This is a genomic window from Gammaproteobacteria bacterium (assembly GCA_013697705.1).
In the GTDB taxonomy this organism is placed as follows: Bacteria; Pseudomonadota; Gammaproteobacteria; order UBA6002; family UBA6002; genus UBA6002.
Genome location: JACCWJ010000008.1, coordinates 19,625 through 39,005, shown reverse-complemented (window position 1 = coordinate 39,005; position 19,381 = coordinate 19,625). Strand labels below are relative to the sequence as shown.

The following is a 19,381-nucleotide window of genomic DNA, read 5'->3' as shown; positions in this document are numbered from 1 at the left end:
TCGGGAAACTCAACAAAGTGAGCCCTCACCCCATCCCTCTCCCGCGAATAATCTTATGAGAATTAAAATAGTAATTTACGCGGTAGAGGGGGTAATACGGATAAGAGCGTGGCAGGGCAGAGTCCAATTTAAGGTCTGACGCTATCAAGTTATTAAAAATGGATTTTATACTTATCCAATCTAAAACATTACAGAATTGAGCGGGTGAAGGACATAAAATCCGCCCCTGAACATCAATAAAACCTTATTCATCACTGAAGCATTCGGTTTTCCAATGGAATGATAAAACAGGCGCAACATGATATGAGCATTTTTTTAGAAACAGAAAGATTAATAATCAATACCCCAGTGTTAGAAGATTTTGAGAATTTATTTGCGTTGCAATCTGATGCTGAGGTGATGCAATACATTGGTCAAGGCGTTCGTACGCGCATCGAAGTAATGACGGGTTTAGAGAAAGCTATTGCACATCAGGAAAAACATGGATTTAGCCTTGGTTGTGTATTTGAAAAAGTAAGTGGAAAATTTGTTGGTCGCGCAGGTTTAATTTTTCTTGCCTTTAATGAGGGTCAACCTGACATTGAAGTTGGTTATGCACTGACCAAAGCTGCTTGGAGGCAGGGCTATGCTACTGAGCTTGCAAAATCTCTTATTGACTGGGGATTTCATCATCTATCTGTTGAAAAACTTGTTGCTGTAATTAATCCTGAGAATGATCGATCACGAACGGTATTAGAAAAAGTTAACATGAAATACGTAGGGCGCGCTCATTATGGGAATAATGAAGTAGCACTCTACGATATTTTTAAGCCCGCAATTGTTTACAGTAAAATTAAACTTATTCCAGCCACTTTAGAAGATTATCCCGTTATTCAAAACCTTGGGCGTTTTTACGTCTATGACATGAGCGAATATATTGGAAATGAAAAAGGCTGGGAGATTCCAGAAGATGGTTTATATGAGTGCATTAATTTTAAAAAATATTGGGAGAGTGAAAATAACTTCCCATTTGTCGTGCGATATGAAAATGAAATAGTTGGCTTTGCCATTGTCGATAAAAAAGGCAGTAGTCCTGAAATTGATTTTAATATGGCACAATTTTTCATTTTGCGAAAATTTACCCATAAAGGCATTGGAAAATATGTGGCTCAGGAATGTTTTAAAAAATTTCCAGGTGTTTGGGAGGTAATGGTCATCCCCGGTAATGAAGGCGCATATCGTTTTTGGCGGGCAACCATCAAAAATTATACCCATAATAATTTTAGTGAATATACTTGTGATATTGCGCATTTTAATAATAGTCGTAAAAATATTTTCAAGTTTGATAGCCGGATAGCATTATGAGCAATATATTGATTCGGGAACCACGAATTGAAGATAAGGCCGCTTTTATTTCAGCCATGCAACTCAGCCAAGCGTTGCATCATCCTTGGGTAGAAGCACCCACTACGGCTGAAGAATTTGATCAATATTTGCAGCATTATCAGCAATCTAATCAAAAAAGTTTCCTTGTATTCAATGCTTCAGAAAGTATAGTGGGCGTTTTTAATGTCAACGAAATTATTCGGGCATTATTTCAAAATGCTTATTTAGGATTTTATGGGGTTGCTGATTTTTCGGGTGAGGGCTACATGAGTGCGGGGTTGAAATTAGTGGTGACAAAAGTATTTAATGAGTTAGGGCTGCACCGAATTGAAGCAAACATACAGCCTGCTAATAGTAAATCAATACAGTTGGTCAAAAATAATGGTTTTCGTTATGAAGGGTTTTCACCACGTTACCTGAAGATTGACAATGAATGGCGTGGCCATGAACATTGGGCAATGACTTACGAAGATTTTATAAGAAATGATGCTGATGTCTTGAGAAAAGATCATGTTGAAATTGTGGCCTATGATTCAAAATGGCCCATGGAAGCTGATCTTGAAATTAGTCAATTACGAGAAGTATTACCTCTCGCTAAAGTAATTGATATTCAGCATATAGGCAGCACAGCTATACCAGGGATGGCAGCAAAGCCGATACTCGATATTCAAATTGCTGTTGCTTCATTAGAGGAAATGAAAATAATTGCTATTCCTGCATTGCAAAAATTGGGTTATGAATATTGGTATGAGAATCCTGACCCAGAACGACTGTTTTTTGTAAAAGGCATGCCACCTTTTGGTGAAAAACGCACTCACCATGTACATATTGTTGAGCCTACCTCAAAGCACTGGCGCGGGAAAATTAATTTTAGAGATTATTTAATTGCTTGTCCTGAGATTGCAAAAGAATATCAAGCATTGAAAACACAGCTGGCTAAGCAATATACTTGTGATCGTGAAGAATATACCAATGCTAAAGGTGAGTTCGTTAATAGAATTTTAAAGTTGGCAGAAGAAAATAGTGATCGTTGATGATTACCTAGGAATAATGAATCATGATAATACCCGCCACACAAAAATTACAGAATCCTGAACTGTTAAGGACAGCATTACATCTACCCACAGAGGGTATGCTCGCTATCACACCTAATCAGTTAGTATATCTTGATGTTGACAATAACTATATCCATCAGTTATTTCCGCTACTAGAAAAAAAGCAAATAAACATGCCTAATTATTTTGGTGCGAAGTCTGCCGGTGCCCATATCACTGTTATTTACCCTGAAGAAAACACCAAAATTAATGATCAAGATTTGCATCAGAAACATAAATTTAGTGTGCAGAATCTCATTGTGGCTGACATTGGTGCAAAAAAATATTATGTGCTTTTGGTTGCTTCTCCTTCATTGCTACAACTACGAAGAAGGTATGGCCTGCCTGACAATTTGTGTTTTAGAGGATACTCAATTGGGTTTCATATCACGATCGGGGTAGCGCAAGTCTGAATGTTTTTTCTATCTTACCAACAAAACCACGTAAGGAATATTATGGCGAATAACCCTATCTACGATTCAATTGGAAAAAATTATGATTTAACGCGGAAAGCAGATCCGATTGTCGTTGATCGTATTATTAAGCAGTTGCAGGTAATACCTTCAGGGAAATATCTCGATATTGGCTGTGGCACGGGGAATTATACGATTGCTTTGCATCAAAAAGGTTTATGCATAGAGGGAGTAGATATCTCACAAGAAATGTTAGGTCAAGCAAAGTCTAAATGTCCCAAAATCAACTGGCATCAAAGTGATGCAAGTGCTTTGCCCTTTGTTGATGATTTTTGCAATGGCATAGTTTGTACATTTGCAACTCACCATATGCATGATATCAATCAAGTCTTCAGTGAAATGTTTCGTGTGATCAACCATGGAAGGGTAGTGTTATTTACTGCAACGCCTGAGCAAATGCAGCATTATTGGTTATGTGAATATTTTCCTGCAATGATAGACGAAAGTGCTAAAACGATGGCTGGCTTTGATGAACTTAATAAATCATTAACGCGGAGTGGTTTCAAAAATATTCAGCAAGACATTTTTTTTGTGCCAGAGAAAATGCAGGATTTATTTCTTATGGCAGGCAAACATTCCCCTGAGATTTATTTGGATCCAAATGTAAGAGAAGGAATTTCTGCCTTCAAATTATTTGCTGAGGATAATGAGTTACACGCAGGATTAAAAGCGCTTGAGCAGGACATACAATCCGGAAAAATAAAGGAAATAATGCAAAAATACCAAAGTGATCTGGGCGATTACATGTTGGTAGTAGGGGAAAAACCGCTGAATTGATCACGCTGATTGTCATCCCTGGAACGTAACTACTCGCCCCTAGAAGCGGACGTCCGCTCAAAATTGAACGTCCTAGCCAACTAATCACTTTAGGTGCGAGTAGATACCCTGGAACTACAATTACTTCTAAATCAGATCAAGCTCTCTCATGATTGCGTCATCATCCATAGGCGTATGGTTATTGTTATTGTTCGAAAAGTTGGCCGAGTGTGTTTGATTATTTTTTCCGTGAAAAAAATTTGTCTGCGTGGGCAGCTTCTTAAACCACTCTATAACCTTGGTTTTGTCTGTGTCATTATTGGTCTCGCTAACCAATGTAGGCGCGGCTAATGGTTGTCTCGACTCATCAGGTCGCTGCGGCATTAGCTCACGCAGCAATTGTACTACCACTGAAGGGAGATTCCTGGAATCACTCTGCATTAGTGATTTAAACGAAATAGTATTTTTTATATGGTCCATAATATCTATAATGGGTGGAATTGGGGATATCAAAAAGTTCTGTTTTTTGAAAATAAAATAATTCAGAGATGTACGACTGTCTTTCTTCCTTGTATCAATTAACTCCGGGCTGGAATTGTTGCCATAAAAAACACCATTTTTAATCCATAGCTGAATATTCTTAGCTCCCTCTTTATCATTGAAGCACAAAATATAATAATCACCATATTCATAAGTCTCCTTTAAACCCATACAGGTAGATGCAGCAATTTGGACTTTTGAGAGACAAAAATCCGTTAATGCCTGCATATGATGCATAAGCATTGGGTTTCTCTTGTGAGGAGGATAGTCAATGATCTGGCGAATATCTTTGCTGATTTTTTTAGCCTCCATATACGGCTTGACGGTTTCATCAAAAAAGGTCCGCGTAATTATGCCATACTTACCATCACATAAAATTAGTGGGAAGGTATCTGCGGAGAAATTGAGGAATGTTGCGCCTTTTCGTATATATTTTGTAAGCGTTTGACGTAACAAGAAATATACATTTTTGTCCCCTAAATAAATCTTATCTATTTCTTCAATCAAAAAATTGAGGACTCTTTCTTCAAGATTAGAACCTTGATAAAACACTTTTCCTGTTGAAATGTGGTGTTTAGCTTTTAGTGCTTTTTTATATATTTGTTGTGATACATTGTTATTATTATTGTTGGAGTTATCAACTAAATTAGCAGACTGCATAGGAGCAGATCCCGAATTAGAAGTCTGCGGTTGAACGTATGTAGATTGATTTATTATACTATCAACTTGATTCGAATTAAGTATGGCTGTAATTTGCAACTGTATATATTTTTTTAGCTGGTTATTAACGCCTGCTGCTGTTAATTTTTGATCAATCGTAAATAATTCTTCTAGGTGAAGTGCGCTATTTTTTGTGCAAAGAGCATTGTTAGCAGCGTATTTTGCAAAGATTCGAAAGTCATCCGTGGGCTCCCCTATCCAATAATTTTGAAAAAATGTCCCGTTTGACAAAATTGGAAAGGTAAGCCAGTTTTGAAGAATTAGGTTTGGTGTAAACTTTAGAATGTAATGCTGATTATGCTCAAAACATGATTCAAGACCCGGAAAACTAGAAAATAATGTTGCTATATCTAGGCGCATGCCGATTTCTGTAGCAACTGTAATAGCCCAAAAAGCGAATTTTTGGGGGCGCGTTAAACCTTCAAAAAAATTCAGTTCTTTATTGTCATTCTGAGCCGCGTGCAGATTATGCATAATAGAGGAGGATAGTCTGTAATTAGTCGTATTTCTAAACGCTAAAAATTGGGTGCGCACGGTTGATGTCGATCTGTCATTTTTTTCAAATTGACATATTAAATCAAATATTATGCTTGGATTGGTTTCAGGAAATTGCCCACGGTTTATTGCAGCTTTAAGTGCCGGCATATCCATATTTAGTTCACTGTTTAAATTAATCAATGGGATAATATAATATTTGTTACATGTAACGCCCTTATTACCGAAAAATGTGATGGTTTCGTTATTCACGAACTGATTAGCTTCTAACATCAGATACTTTTGATTGGGTGCGAGGATGGCGACACTCACAGTTTCATATTTCACCCCAGGAGGGAAAATGTAATCATTCGATGCTGAGGGGCTAATCTTCGCATCTGACGTGCTCAATTTAATTAACAGCGCTTTTAATGACTGGGAGACTGATAGACTATTAATATCTTGTGCGCTGATATTAGCTGGCACAAGTGTAAAAAACGGAGTTGGTTTAAGAGAGCTAATAAGTGTCTTTAGTTGTTCACTGTGTTCAGGCTGAGACTTTTTAAAGATAGTAAAATGGGGGCTCTCATCTTGTGTCGGAACGGACGTTAGGCCAGGTGTAGCGATTTTCGTTTTGCTTGGTAGAATTCCAGCTTCTACCCATTTAGCTATGTTAGTGTTTGCGTTCTCGGTTTCAAAAGTTAGTATAAAATATTTGCCAAACTCAGTGATGCTTGAAAATCCTTGATACTTATCAGCCGGCACACCACGTTCATGTAAACAAAAATTAACTATCGCTTGCAAATAGGCCTTAGGAAGATGAGCCTTATGCTTGTATTCGGAGAATGGTTGAATTCTCTGTATTACTTTCTCTTTAAATGTGTCGTTTGCTATCCCCTTCGTAAATAATTCTTTGCTGATGAATACATAGTTCCCTGCCCACATGAAATTAGTGCCTGGAACCTTTGTTGCTGGCATCCGCACTGCAATATTGTCAGTAAAAAACAGCGTTATAATCTTTTCTTGAGAATAAATATTTGTGGCCTGAGCACATAATGCGCTAAACAAAGTGGGATTAGAAGTACTATTGGCTTGAGCTATAGGCGGTTGAGTATGGGTTCTATTATTATTGTTTTCATTAGTGCGCATTTCCCTGATATCTAAGTCGCTATTTTGTGCATTCGTTACTGAAGGGCTAATGTCCGAGTCCAGCATTCTCAATTTAATTAACAACGTTTTTAATGTTGGGTCGACCTTTAAATTATTAATTTCTTCTACGCTGATACTCTCTGACAAAAGTAAAAAAAGAGCAGTAGGTTCCATATATTTAATAAGTTTCTTTAGCTGACTACTATTTTTGGGATTTTCCTTAACAATAAAATGGGGGCTGTCACTTAGTATCTTATAAGTCGTTGTGTAAGGTAGGGCGGTTTTTAATTTTCCTGGTAGAATTTCACCTTCTACCCATTCAGCAATATTAGTGTTTGCGGTCTCGGGTTCAAAAGTAAATATATAGGATTTCCCAAACTTGGTGATGCTTGAAAATCCTTGATAGATATCGGGGAGGGTATTATGTTTATATAAACACACATTAACACACGCTTGCCGAAAAATCTGAAGAAAATTAGTCTTATGCGTGTATGCGTAGTTCGACAATGGTTGAATTCTTATTGTCACTTCCTCTTCAATTCCCAGGCTTTGTAACCATCCAGTAAAAAATGATTTTTCAAAGAATATGTGGTTCCTCGCCCACATAAAATTAGTGTTTGGAACCGTAACCTTTATTGCTTCGATCTTTGCAACATCGTCACGAAAAACTAACGTTATTGCAGTTTCTCCATAATAAATATTTGTGGCCACTGCACATAATTTGGCAATTAGAGGTCCAATATTATTCGGGATGTGGAATGTAGATGGAGACTGCATAGACACAGCTTCCGGAGGTATTTGAAGGGTATTGCTGTTATTATTATTGTTTAGATCTGTGTTTGTATCTTTAGGATTTGAGTTATTATTGTTTTCATCTGTACTTGTTTCTCTGAGGTTTGAAGTGTTGTTTTGGTTGCGCATCCGGCGCAAATTAATAGCGACAGCTAGTTGTTCATCCTTAAAGAGCATCTGCATGTCCCCACAGAGCTCAAGTGCCTTTTCATAACGCTCACTAATGAATTCAAAATTTGCATTCACACTAATATCGTCGTTATTATTGTCATCACTGTGGGATGTTTGAGGAGCATTGTGTGAGTCTCCCGCGAGTTCTTTAAGATTTTTTTTCAGTCTGCGAATATTTCCAATGATGCGTTTTAAACTTGCATTCTGAGCACTTAATCGTGGCACAGCACGTTTTTCAGGCCGGTTGCGTCGTGTGTCATTGGCCGCTTCATCTTCTGCTCGGTTCTCCTCTTCTCCTTCTATACCTGCTATATCCTCTTCATAATCTTCATCAGAATCACTATTTTCCATCAGCAATTCATCAAAAATCTCGTCAAAATATGCCATTAATTTATTCGAATGCCGAACTAAGCGCTGAAGCACACTCAACTGCTCTTGGTCCATCCAATTCTCATCTTGATCTCGAGAAGAGGAAATATGAGACTCTGGTTGAGTCACTGTTGGGCGAACAGTCTTTCGCCGTGTATTTTGTTTTTGAGTAGTAGAAATTGTCTTTTCACTAAATGTTACATTATTATTCAAAATGAATGACATGGTTGCCTTCATTTTGTTATCTAGGCCCAACATAGAGTTTTCTAACTGCTTTGATAAAGTGTCAATATGTTTGTTTCGTGCGTGACGTAACGTTTGTGGGTTTATGTTCGATGAAGAATAGGTGGGGACGATGGTTGTCGTTAGAGTATTATTGGATGGTGGCTCCCAAGATACTGGTCCATAATTTACTGTGGAAAATGCATCTATTTGACTCAGTCTCTCTACACTTGCTCGCAGTTCTAGGGAATGATCTAACTCTCGGCTAAAAATGTTATCCAGCTCTTCAAATGATCCATAAGAATAGTTGCCATTCAAACACTGTGGCGCTAAGACTTGCCCGCGAATATTGCTGAGCTTTGCATCGATGTTGTACCCAATTTTAGGCATCACAACATCATTTTCGATAGAAAGACGCACAAAACGTCCTAGCTGTTGTTGAGCGTTTACTAATGAACCCGTGTACGACCAGTTTAATCTGGCGACTACCTTAGCATCTAGTCCTTCTGTTAACATCTTAGTGCCTACTGCGACTAATATTCCGCCAGCTTTAAATTTTTTAATCGCAAGTTTCGCAGAGGGGGATTTGGAATTGATTGAGCAAGCTACTTCATAACGATACTGATTATATAGGTTCTCATATTTCGCATCATAGTCGCGCGTTTCAAGAAGGTCCAACATTTCATCAAATTCTATGTTATAGAATTCACGTTTAAGATTAATTTTAGTTTTTTTACTCTTATGCGTGTCATATTTAACTTGGCGCAGGGCATGTGCTTTGCGCATGTTCTTTAAAAAGGTGGCCCTCACCGCCCGTAAAGTTGGGTGCTCTTTGAGCTTGATATACTGATTAAATAAATCCGCTAACTTATTGCTATGTTTAATCCCAGCAGAAAATACCATTATATTCTTACCAAAAAGAGGCATACGATTTTTTGGATCTACTTCCGTGCAATACGTCTTAACCGCTGCTAAATTAAATACAGTTTTATTTACAAAACGCTCCTGAACATCTCCACCACTCACTGTGGTATTTTCGCGGGAATTCGTATCGATATACAAGATTCCCGTTCGCACCGGTACAACGGCTTTACAATCAATCGCCTCTAATATAGTCATCTTTGGAATTGGATTGGGGCGCTCCTCAGAAAAGTGCAGCAAATCATAGACGCTGCTTTTGCCACTTTTTTGGTCATTATCGTAGTCAGCTGTTGCTGTAAACCCAACAATTGGAGCCCGCAAAAGTATATAGTCTATTTTTGCTACCCATTTTTCTGATAATGCATTGTGTAGTTCATCACCGAACATGATATCAAAACGACGCTGCTTTTTATCTTCAGGAAAAAACATTTGAACCCGTTTAAATAAAGACTGGTAAGTAATTATAACCACATTCGCTGTTTTCCAACTTTCATTGGTGGGGGAAAAGGCTGTTACTTCCTTCTCTTTGAGGTGAGGCGCCTTTTCTTTGAGTTGATCTTTAGTCTGTTTCACTAATGCTTTGCGCGAAACAACAATTAATATCCGCACAGATTTTTTGGGAGCTACGGGAGGCAGCATGCCCCTTACTAGCGTTGCAATCACAACTGTTTTTCCTGTGCCAGTGGGCATATCAAATAATTTGGGGTTTTCTGGGTTTGATTCGCAGAATTTTTTTAAGCGCGATAATTGATAGTCTCTAATCTCTACTTTCTTTCCCGGCTTTGGCTCAAAAGTATTTTGATTACGCTCAATCTCAGCTAGAAAGCGGGATAAAGATAGGTGTGCATTCTTTAAGACATCTATTTCAGATAGGTTAATTTCGGTCTGTATTGAAGCAGGAATAGAGTTCGGTGGGTTGAAAATTATGGAGTTATTGTTGTTGTTGTTGTTTAATCCCTGCGCGGTTTTTTGTTCAATCATCTGTTGACGTTTTTGCGCTAAAAATTTATTCGTGGTTGCTTGAAAAGAAGTGTTTAAAGGCATTAAGGTCTTCTTAACAGGAGTTGTTTTGCGTAAGAAGGGGGCTTCGATTTTTTCCCGCGGGATAGAATTTGGACCTAAGCGTGGCGTTTTATTACTTTCTTGCTCATCAGACTCATCGTTTTTGTGTTTGGTGCCCGCCACCGGCTTAGGGCTTTCTTGATGAGGGGGCGAAGAAGCTTTATCATTTACTGAAGAGGACGGGTTTAACTCACCGGTGTTATCTTGCATATCTACAACCTACAGTTGGACTGATTATATTTGATTAGCACATAATATATGAGCCTCCTTAACATAACCTTAGGAGCGTGGGCAACGCGCGTCTCGCAATTCTGTAATTTCATTTAAATAGCGCCTAACATAACCAAATTCTCGTAGCCTGGATGTAGCGAAGCGAAATCCGGGTCGTTATCTTGTGCTCTTATAAAACCCCGGATTTCGCTTCGCTACATCCAGGCTACATATATCAGGCGCGTTGGTGCAATCACTTAAAATACATAAAATACATCGATGCAAAATACATCGATGCATAAGTCTCCCTTAATATTGCTACGTTATAATAGTGTTTAAGATGAGTGAATGATTAAAGACTATCAACTATTTAGCTATATAAGATTAAAACTATGCCAGCATTTCAGTTTTTCAAGAGCTTAACCGAACAACAGATCGCTAAAGTAAGTGGTGAAACCAGGGCAAATATGTGTTTCGTCATGCTGAATGCTCTTTTAAAAGACGAGAGTGCTTCTCCCGAAGCCATTATTAGATGTTGTTCTGAAGGATTTGCATTAACCCAGCCCTCACTAAATCTGCCGCCCAAAGCACTACATAACCTTTATTCTGAAATTATTGATGGTTATAAGAAGGGTGCTGCCTCACCACGCTTTATAGAATTTTTGCGTCAACAGCATAAAATGATAGAAAAAATATTCACCACAAAAGACATCGAAGCTATTACCAATTTGATTCGTAGTGGCAATCCATTTGTAATAGATTATTGTGCCAATGAGATGGTTAATCTAGATCAATCTGAAAAAGCCAAATTTAATGCGCCCAAAAATTATCTGGCATTGCGTTTATGCGATATTGATAGCATGTCAATAGAGACCATGAGAGATTTCCTCGAGGTGCTCGAAGCAAAAAAAAGTAAGGATATCTATGAGTCTTTTGCATGTTATATTGCAAAAATTTATTTGATCAAGTTGGATGCGACACTCGATCCTATTCAAAAAAAGGAGATTTTTCTGCAAGTATTTGAGAGTGGTGATAAGAGTAATTACCTTATTACTTCTTACATGGCTAATAATTATCTTGCGGGATATACGATGGATCAAGATGACTTAGAGTTAATTGAAAGAAATTTCGTTAAAGCGAGTGAGTACATCACTTTAAGTATTTTGAATGGCGGAATTTTTAATCATAGCTCTCCTATCCATAGCTTGATGGAGCAGTTGGGAAGTCTAGATGTAGAACAAGAATTAATTGAAACAGACACGCGCCTTTCTGAGATCAATACAGCGATAGTCAGGGAAGATGTGACTGAAGAGTTAAGGCATAATTTAAACAAAACCAAGGCAGAGGGTATGGTTAGGATGGTGCTGATCAACGAAACCAAAATACTGCAAACCATTCTTCATGGCGTTGATCCTTACGTCATTGCAAACAATCCTAATACTGAAACCACTTTCGCACCTTAAAGATTTGTTGCCGAATCTTACCTGCTATCTACATCACATTTCAACCTTCCGTTGAATAATAATCATTTGAGAGTTTGCCAAAAAAATATAGAATACCGCGTGATTATACCCGTTACACTTCATGTATCGAATCTAGGTAATGGGTGTCTACTGCACTTCTAATAAACCAATTATAAGGACTGAGATTATGCAGATTTTGTGGGAAAAACGAAATAACAAGCCTGCCACCCCAAAAAAAAGTGCCACTTTACAAACAATCAGAATATCTAGACAAGAGCAAAAGAAGCGAGAAACTTTTGATGGACTGAGACGGGTGCGTGAGAAAGAACTGATCAGTCGAGGGAAAAAAAATTCTACTTTCAAGTTAACTTTAGACTTGATAAGCATGCTAGATGAGGTCGATTTAAGTGATCACATACAACATAAGGAGCTTATGGAAAAAACTCCTATCTCGGTCATTGATAGCCTTCATAGTAATACAAATCTGCTCCAACTCACACTGAGTATGATAAATGTTGATAGCATGGCAAGCATTGCACAGGGTATCAGTGGAAGAAAGGATGTGAAGTTACATATAGACCTAGCTTTCGATAAATTATTACCTCAATCGCTTAGCAGACTGTTAGAGCCAGCGTACAATATTGTTTCACTTAATATGATGGGTACATTACCTGACGAGGATGTGTGGCAGCAATTGTTAGTGTTTTTAAAAAATAATACCACCCTGGAATCCCTAGACCTATCGAATAATGAATTAAATGATTCTCATATATTTTCTTTGAATGAAGTATTAAGTGCGCATCCTTCTTTACGTCGGTTAAGCATCCTTGAGAATGATTTAAAAGCCAGCGGTGTAGCTGCTCTAGAAAATTTGTTACAAGAGAATAAATCAATCATTTCGCTGCCAGGTATAAACACCTATAAGATTAGTATATTGGGAAATGGGTTAGTAGGTAAAACCAAAATTATTGATAGGTTTTTCAACTCTGCCCCTAGCGAGTCGGTGCCGACCACCTCTGGCACATATCAGATGAACGTTGAGGTTGATAACAATACCTATTTCTTAGACGTATACGACACGTCTGGAAGTGACAATTGGAACAAATTAACTGCAGATTTAATTAAAAATTCCCACAGTTATTTGCTTTGCTTTTCGGCAAAAGCCCCTGATTCGTTGGCTGATATTGCAACCGTGTGGAATCCACTGGTCGAGGCATCTGCTGCATCGCCTAAGAAAAAATTATTGGTACAAATTGAAGGAATGTCAGCTACCGAGCAAATTTCACAAGCTGAGATTGATGCTATAGTTAAACAAACTTCGGTGATTGAGTATGTTAAGTGTGATAGCGAACACCAGTCTTCTATTCAGCAACTATTTCAACATGCGATAGAACCTTATGCGCGGATTGTTCATGACAATACTGAGGGAGAGAAGGAAATTACCAGGGCGTTGTCAGGAATACGTCATAGCTTGACCCGAAATTATTTGGCGAGCAGCGTTAATGGTAAGCTGGTTTCAGAATCTATCCCTGAAATTCAAAATAACAATAACAACAACTATAATTCGAAGAATATTTATCCGGGAACGTTTCTGAACCCAAAAAATTCAGATAATGGTGCCAAGAGAATGGAGATTGAGAAGGATAATTCAACATCGCTTTCACCTACTACCTTATAGTTATCTCAAGCTCAAGCTCAAGCTCAAGCTCAAGCTTACGCATGAAATGGAAGGCATAACCTGGTTTCGGTTTATGTCTTCGTTTTATGCCCAGACGACTCCCCAGATATCTCTCGAATGACGTCATACCTATTGTTAACTATTTTTTGGGCGCTATCTGATCAAACCAATGCAATGGGTCGGGGCATTTATTTTGCGCTTCAGTGATAATGAGGTTAAGATTTTTTCGTCCTCTAGAATGACGAAGGGGGGCTGAATACACTGCGCCTTGTTCAGTTCTTTTAGAAGTCACGTGTTGATTTGGTTTGTCTGTTAAAGACACATTCATATTGTTGGCTATTTTTAAGTAGCTCGAAGCAGAATTAAGAGGCTTTCCATTCTCTATAAAATATTTTTCTTCTTGGTTTTTTAACAGTCTTCTTTGTGTCACCTGCCTTAAGGCGAATACTATCTCTAAGGGAACAATATAGTTATCTGACAATTTTTTAGGCATCACATTAATGAAAAGCCTCGCCTCATTTAGGTGTGTATATAAATCAGCGTCACATTTTTTATTAACAGCCTCTAATAGATGTTTCTGTAATGTGTGTAGAAATGTCAGATGTACAGTTGCTCTATTATTTGTGCCCGATATTTTGTCGATACACCTTACGAGTAAATTAGGATTGAGCTTGCGCAGGTTTCGAAAATGCGTGCATAAAGCGATGTTAATCATTTGTTGAAAGCCGCTTCCAAATGTCAGTTTTATACTGGCATTGTAAAATGCATCAAGAATACGAGTAGCTATCGTCTCGGGAAGCTCTAAAATTGTGTCATAAGCTGTGCGTTGTAAACTATTTTTCCAAAGTAATACTGAAAACCGAGGATAGGCGGTGACTAAATTTATTACAATCTGCTCTTCTGCGTCACTGTTTTTGAACTTTAACTTCTCTAAAAAAAAATGAATAAGTGTTTTGCCCTCAAAGATAATATCTAAAATGTTCAAGTTCATATTATTTAACAGTTTAGGATTTGCTTTTCCTTGAAGGAATTTCCAGGCCAAGTCGAACTCCCCTTTTTGCGTGAGATGATGCAGCAAGGTATTACCCGTTCTAGAAGAGACATCAATAGCCGGAATATTTCGTCGATTTTTAGCGGAGTAATCTACTCCTCGGTTTATTAAAAAAAGAACGGTTTCAAACTTGCCCTCTTTTGCTGCAATATGAATTAAATTATCTCCAGTGATTCTGTCACGATAGGTGGTTCTGATATTTTTATCGCTAAGTTTATTGCTAACCAACGTCATTTTTTCAAAGTCGAAAGCGGAAAAACTAGCATCAAATATTTTTTGAAGAAGAAGTGATTTTTTTTGCAACTGATTGGCTAGAAGACGTTGTTTATTGCTGGTGATTTTCTCGAAAGAAGCGATCATTGTTTTCTGTAATTTTATTAACTCGCCCAGCGCCTTTGTGGCTGCTAATTTGTCAGAAGCAAGATTGTCAAGGGTGCTGAGTCCTTCTGTAAAGTTTAGGCTATTCATGGGGAGGCTTAGGCCTCTAAATTCAGTTGATAATTCAAGAGAAAATTCTTTATGTAGCCTAGCCCGTAAAGGATTGGTGAGGTCAATCATCTTGCCGCTAAGAAAAACTTCGCTTTGTTGCACTAATATTTGTTGATGTTCTTCACGGAAGTAAATCAATAAGTCATCTAATATAGAGGTCAATTTGTTTGTTAATATTATATTGCTGTTAACCCGATTAAAAATTCCATAATGTTTGCAGAATGGCACTAGGTGATCTAATAAAAAAACCAGATCATTAATGTTAATGTCGCTTAAATCGTTTTTATTATTGTTTTCAGCATTATCTTCGTTATTATCATTGCTTATATCTGAGCTATCATCCTTACGCAAAAGGCGAGTTTGAATCTCCAGAAAGAAATCGTAATGTTCCCCGAGATAATCACTGATGGAGGGAGGGTAATCTTGTAATAGAACCATTTCTCCGAGCTCGTTAAAATGTTGCAGAATTACAATGATCTGTGCCTCTCTCACGATAATACTTCGTTGAAGGGCATCATATTGTTTTTTGTAATTGTTATAATTTGTCCTTACTACTATTTCTTCTTTACTCATTGGTGAAGGCTCAAGTAAAAAATCCAATACTAACTGGTCACCCTTTTGGGCTGCGGTGACAACAATTTCGTAGGGATCTTCAAGATGTGTAAGGAGGTATTCTCTAGAAAACTTATTAGTTGAGAGTTTATTGAAATTCTTGGGCAGAATCCTAGATTTTTTAGGATTTTGAGGGTGTTTTGACAGCATAACTTCTCCTGTTATGTTTTAAATGAGATCTTACAGCCGTAACAGTTGGAATAATGTGGTGGATTGGGGGTTTGGGAACGCTAAATGTTTACATTTTTTATTACTGTTTGCAAATTTTTTAACTTAACCTTAAGCTATTGCTGTTTGCAACAGCTCTTTAGCAAACAGATAATATCTGACTGCGTCATTCGGCGCATCAAGTCTTGAATCTGCTGAATTCTGCGGACAAATCGCGAGAAGACGAGTGCAGCCACATTTTTTATTTTGCTATAAATTGTTGAATTAAAACCTACTCATTAAGGATTGTAGATGCAAAATCACGTCATAAATTTAGAGCGTGGCTTTTTACCTGTCGATGACCCCATTCCAGACTTGCCTCGTGACTATCAGGGGTGGGATGAACTGGGAAAAGAGTTGCCAAAGTTACTTTTGTCCGACCATCTAAAAACGACTTTTGAAAATATGCCTATCTTGTCAGTTGCGAGACTACAATCTGCACCGGAACTTTCGCGGGCAATGATGCTGCTTTCCTTTTTTGGACATGCTTATATATGGGGCGAAAAAAAATGTCCCGATAAAATCCCGGCTTCAATTGCCATTCCCTGGTTTGAGGTTTCTCAAAAATTAGGACGACCGCCCGTTCTCTCTTATGACTCGTATGCTTTGAATAACTGGCGACGCCTTGATGTTAATCGTCCTATTGAACTGGGAAATATTGTTCTTAGTCAAAATTTTTTAGGAGGAATAGATGAGGAGTGGTTTGTATTAGTGCATATAGATATTGAAATGAAAGCATCACAAGCATTACAACTTTTTTTGCCACTGCAAGAAGCTATCAACCAGCAAAATGAAACATTGGTAGCGCAATATCTGGGAGAAATCATTCAACACTTGGAAAAAATGTGTGACACCTTAGATCGCATGACAGAGCATTGTGACCCCTATATTTATTACAATCGGGTGCGACCATACATTCATGGTTGGAAAGATAATCCTGCCTTACCACTCGGGGTGATTTATGAGGGAGTTGAAGTTTTTGATAATCAACCTCAACAATTTAGAGGTGAAACAGGAGCTCAAAGTTCAATCATTCCTTCGTTCGATGCACTCTTTGGAATTGAGCATCGTCCTGATCCACTTCGTTTATATTTGGCGGAAATGCGCGAGTATATGCCCGTAGCGCATCGTGATTTTATTGGCACAATAGAACAAAACGTTTCCATACGTGAATACATCTTGACGAGCCATAAGGATGATATAAATTTACGCGAAAATTATAATGCGGGTATTAACTTGCTCGCACGTTTTCGCCAAACACATTTAAATTTTGCAGCGCACTATATACAGAAGCAGAGTCAAACCTCCCTTGCTAATCCGACTGGCATCGGTACAGGCGGTACACCTTTCATGGAATATCTGAAAAAACACAAAGACGAAACTTCACAGTTTCTCATTTAGAATGGGCTAAACTAATAAGGTGGATTTTAAAAGGAGATCAGAATGCGTTTAACGAAAGGAATCTTGTTAGCTACAGCAGCGAGCTTATTACTTACCTCTCACTCTTTTGCAGCTGAAAAAGTGTCAGGCGCAGCTAAGCCAGTAAAATGTTATGGCGTTAATAGCTGTCGAGGAAAAGCGCAATGCGGGGAAAAGAATAAAAATTCCTGCGCCGGCCAAAACTCCTGTAAAGGAAAGGGCTGGATTTATATGAGTTCAGAACAATGCATGAAGAAAGGCGGACAACCCATTAACTAGCCAACATCTTCTCCCCTCCCGGGGAGAAAATCCCGTAACGATCTAAACTATTTATACCTGGCACGAACGTCCAGATTTGCGCTGAATTTCAACGAAAAAATAAAAGAAAAAGCGCAGCATACTCAAGTATGTGAGCAATTTTCTTTTATTTTTTCGTTGAAATTCAGCCAAAGATGAGACGTTCGCCTCTACAGGCTCATTAGCTCAACTTGGTGGCGGTGAGGGCTAGGCGTTTCCCGAGTGCTATACATAACTTTTTTTCTTGTTCTGATAGTGGGTTTTTACTGTCGAGGCCTGCGATATGGCTCGGCCCATACGGAGTTCCTCCGCTGGTAGTGCTCATCAGCTCTTGCTCAGTATAGGGTAAGCCCATCAATAACATGCCGTGATGGAATAAAGGTAGCATCATGCTCATAAGAGTGGTTTCTTGGCCGCCGTGTAATGAGGAGGTAGAAGTAAATACGGCAGCAGGTTTGCCCGCTAGAGCGCCTGATAACCATAAACTACTGGTGCCGTCTATATAATATTTTAATGCGCCGGCCATGTTACCAAAGCGGGTTGGGCTTCCTAAGGCAAGGCCTGCACAGTTTTTTAAATCTTCGAGAGTAGCATAGAGTGGTCCGGCTTCGGGAATAGGATCCTCTATAGCCTCCACTGTGGTTGAAATCGGAGGAACCGTGCGAATCCTAGCCTCTAGTCGGCCTGTTTCTTCTATGCCTCTGGCTATAAATTCTGCCATTTTAGCAGTGGCCCCATAACGGCTATAGTACAAAACTAATATGTATCCCATCTCAACTCCAGGTCTTATGATTCATGATTTCTAACCGCTAATTATCCCCAGCAAACAAACTATTTTATCTCCCCCTTTTAATCTGAATGAGGGTCGGATAAACTTCGCGCTCTTAAGAAACTAAAGTCGTAGAAACGATACACATAATCAAATACTATGAAAAGACAATTTAAAACTTATTTTACCCGGCCATTGGCGATTGTTTTTCATGGTACGGTGAGTTTTGTGCGACAGGTGATCAAACAATTTATGTTTGATAATTGTTCTTTGCGCGCTGCGGCGCTTGCTTTTACAAGCTTACTTTCAATTGTGCCGCTGATGACAGTGAGCTTTACTGTTTTGGCCGCTTTTCCGTTTTTTAAACATTTAGGAGCAGAGGTACAAAATTTCATTTTTCAAAATTTTGTTGCCACTTCGGCGGAAATTGTACAGGCTCACTTACAAAAGTTCGCAAGCCAGGCAATGAATCTTTCCGCTACTGGAATTATTTTTCTAGTTGTAACGGCAGTAGTCATGGTGCTTAACATGGAACAAGCATTTAATGCTATCTGGCACGTAAAAAGTTCCCGCAATGGTCTAACCGCTTTTATGATGTATTGGGGGCTGATTACATTCTTGCCTATATTGATTGGTATCGGATTCGCCATTAGCAGTTATCTGTTTTCTTTACCACTGATTGGAGGAACGGCCGAATCGTTGGGAATACGAAAACTTCTCTTAGCTTACTTTCCGTGGTTGTTGACTTTTATCGCCTTTACCGTTTTATATGTCACCTTGCCCAATTGTAAAGTACTGGTGCGCCATGCTGCGATTGGAGGTTTAATTGCAACTATTTTGTTTGAGTTTGCTAAGTATGGTTTTGGTTTATATGTATTAAATTTTCCTACTTATGAATTGTTGTATGGCACCTTGGCGGCAATTCCTATTTTTTTGGTCTGGATATATCTCTCTTGGTTAATTATTTTATTTGGGGCAGTTGTGGCTCATGTAGCCGGAGAGGATAAGGAAGCGATTTTTATCAAGAGAAAAGAATCGCTGTAATTTTAGTAAGTAATCACGCAGGATTTTAAAGCTG

The 19,381-nt window shown here is 38.4% G+C and carries 12 protein-coding genes; 9 read left to right on the top strand and 3 right to left on the bottom strand.

Annotation, left to right across the window (positions count from 1 at the left end):
• The first annotated feature begins 303 nt into the window (after positions 1–303).
• Genes H0U71_02580 through H0U71_02565 form a run of 4 tightly spaced genes read left to right on the top strand, consistent with a single transcriptional unit; the run spans position 304 to position 3,709 of the window.
• Positions 304–1,344 carry a GNAT family N-acetyltransferase gene (locus H0U71_02580; protein MBA2653937.1) on the top strand — a complete coding sequence of 347 codons (1,041 nt, stop codon included), beginning with the start codon at positions 304–306 and terminating at the stop codon, positions 1,342–1,344.
• Complete coding sequence (locus H0U71_02575) at positions 1,341–2,399, top strand: GNAT family N-acetyltransferase (protein MBA2653936.1); 1,059 nt, start codon at positions 1,341–1,343, stop codon at positions 2,397–2,399. The genes H0U71_02580 and H0U71_02575 overlap by 4 nt, the downstream gene beginning before the upstream one ends.
• Positions 2,400–2,422: 23 nt before the next feature.
• On the top strand, positions 2,423–2,872 hold the full coding sequence (locus H0U71_02570; protein ID MBA2653935.1) for a hypothetical protein: 450 nt from the start codon (positions 2,423–2,425) through the stop codon (positions 2,870–2,872).
• A gap of 42 nt (positions 2,873–2,914) precedes the next feature.
• Positions 2,915–3,709, top strand: coding sequence for a class I SAM-dependent methyltransferase (locus H0U71_02565; GenBank protein ID MBA2653934.1), 795 nt, complete (start codon positions 2,915–2,917; stop codon positions 3,707–3,709).
• Positions 3,710–3,835: 126 nt separating this feature from the next.
• On the opposite strand, the gene H0U71_02560 is transcribed toward H0U71_02565, so the two are convergent.
• Complete coding sequence (locus H0U71_02560; protein MBA2653933.1) at positions 3,836–10,318, bottom strand: DEAD/DEAH box helicase family protein; 6,483 nt, start codon at positions 10,316–10,318, stop codon at positions 3,836–3,838.
• A gap of 392 nt (positions 10,319–10,710) precedes the next feature.
• Between H0U71_02560 and H0U71_02555 the strand changes: the two genes are divergently transcribed.
• Both H0U71_02555 and H0U71_02550 read left to right on the top strand, forming a co-directional pair.
• Positions 10,711–11,781 carry a hypothetical protein gene (locus tag H0U71_02555; GenBank protein ID MBA2653932.1) on the top strand — a complete coding sequence of 357 codons (1,071 nt, stop codon included), beginning with the start codon at positions 10,711–10,713 and terminating at the stop codon, positions 11,779–11,781.
• Positions 11,782–11,968: 187 nt separating this feature from the next.
• Entirely contained in the window at positions 11,969–13,459 is a 1,491-nt protein-coding gene (locus H0U71_02550; protein MBA2653931.1) for a GTP-binding protein, read from the top strand.
• A gap of 139 nt (positions 13,460–13,598) precedes the next feature.
• Here the strand turns inward: H0U71_02550 and H0U71_02545 are convergent, their stop codons facing one another.
• On the bottom strand, positions 13,599–15,761 hold the full coding sequence (locus tag H0U71_02545; protein ID MBA2653930.1) for an ankyrin repeat domain-containing protein: 2,163 nt from the start codon (positions 15,759–15,761) through the stop codon (positions 13,599–13,601).
• A 324-nt stretch (positions 15,762–16,085) separates the two neighbouring features.
• On the opposite strand from H0U71_02545, the gene H0U71_02540 reads away from it, so the two are divergent.
• Positions 16,086–17,219 (top strand): hypothetical protein, encoded by a 1,134-nt coding sequence (locus H0U71_02540; protein ID MBA2653929.1) that lies wholly within the window; start codon positions 16,086–16,088, stop codon positions 17,217–17,219.
• A gap of 42 nt (positions 17,220–17,261) precedes the next feature.
• Positions 17,262–17,516, top strand: coding sequence for a hypothetical protein (locus tag H0U71_02535; GenBank protein MBA2653928.1), 255 nt, complete (start codon positions 17,262–17,264; stop codon positions 17,514–17,516).
• Between the two features lie 199 nt (positions 17,517–17,715).
• On the opposite strand, the gene wrbA is transcribed toward H0U71_02535, so the two are convergent.
• Complete coding sequence (wrbA, locus tag H0U71_02530) at positions 17,716–18,306, bottom strand: NAD(P)H:quinone oxidoreductase (protein MBA2653927.1); 591 nt, start codon at positions 18,304–18,306, stop codon at positions 17,716–17,718.
• A 156-nt stretch (positions 18,307–18,462) separates the two neighbouring features.
• Between wrbA and H0U71_02525 the strand changes: the two genes are divergently transcribed.
• Complete coding sequence (locus tag H0U71_02525; GenBank protein MBA2653926.1) at positions 18,463–19,347, top strand: YihY family inner membrane protein; 885 nt, start codon at positions 18,463–18,465, stop codon at positions 19,345–19,347.
• Positions 19,348–19,381 lie beyond the last annotated feature (34 nt).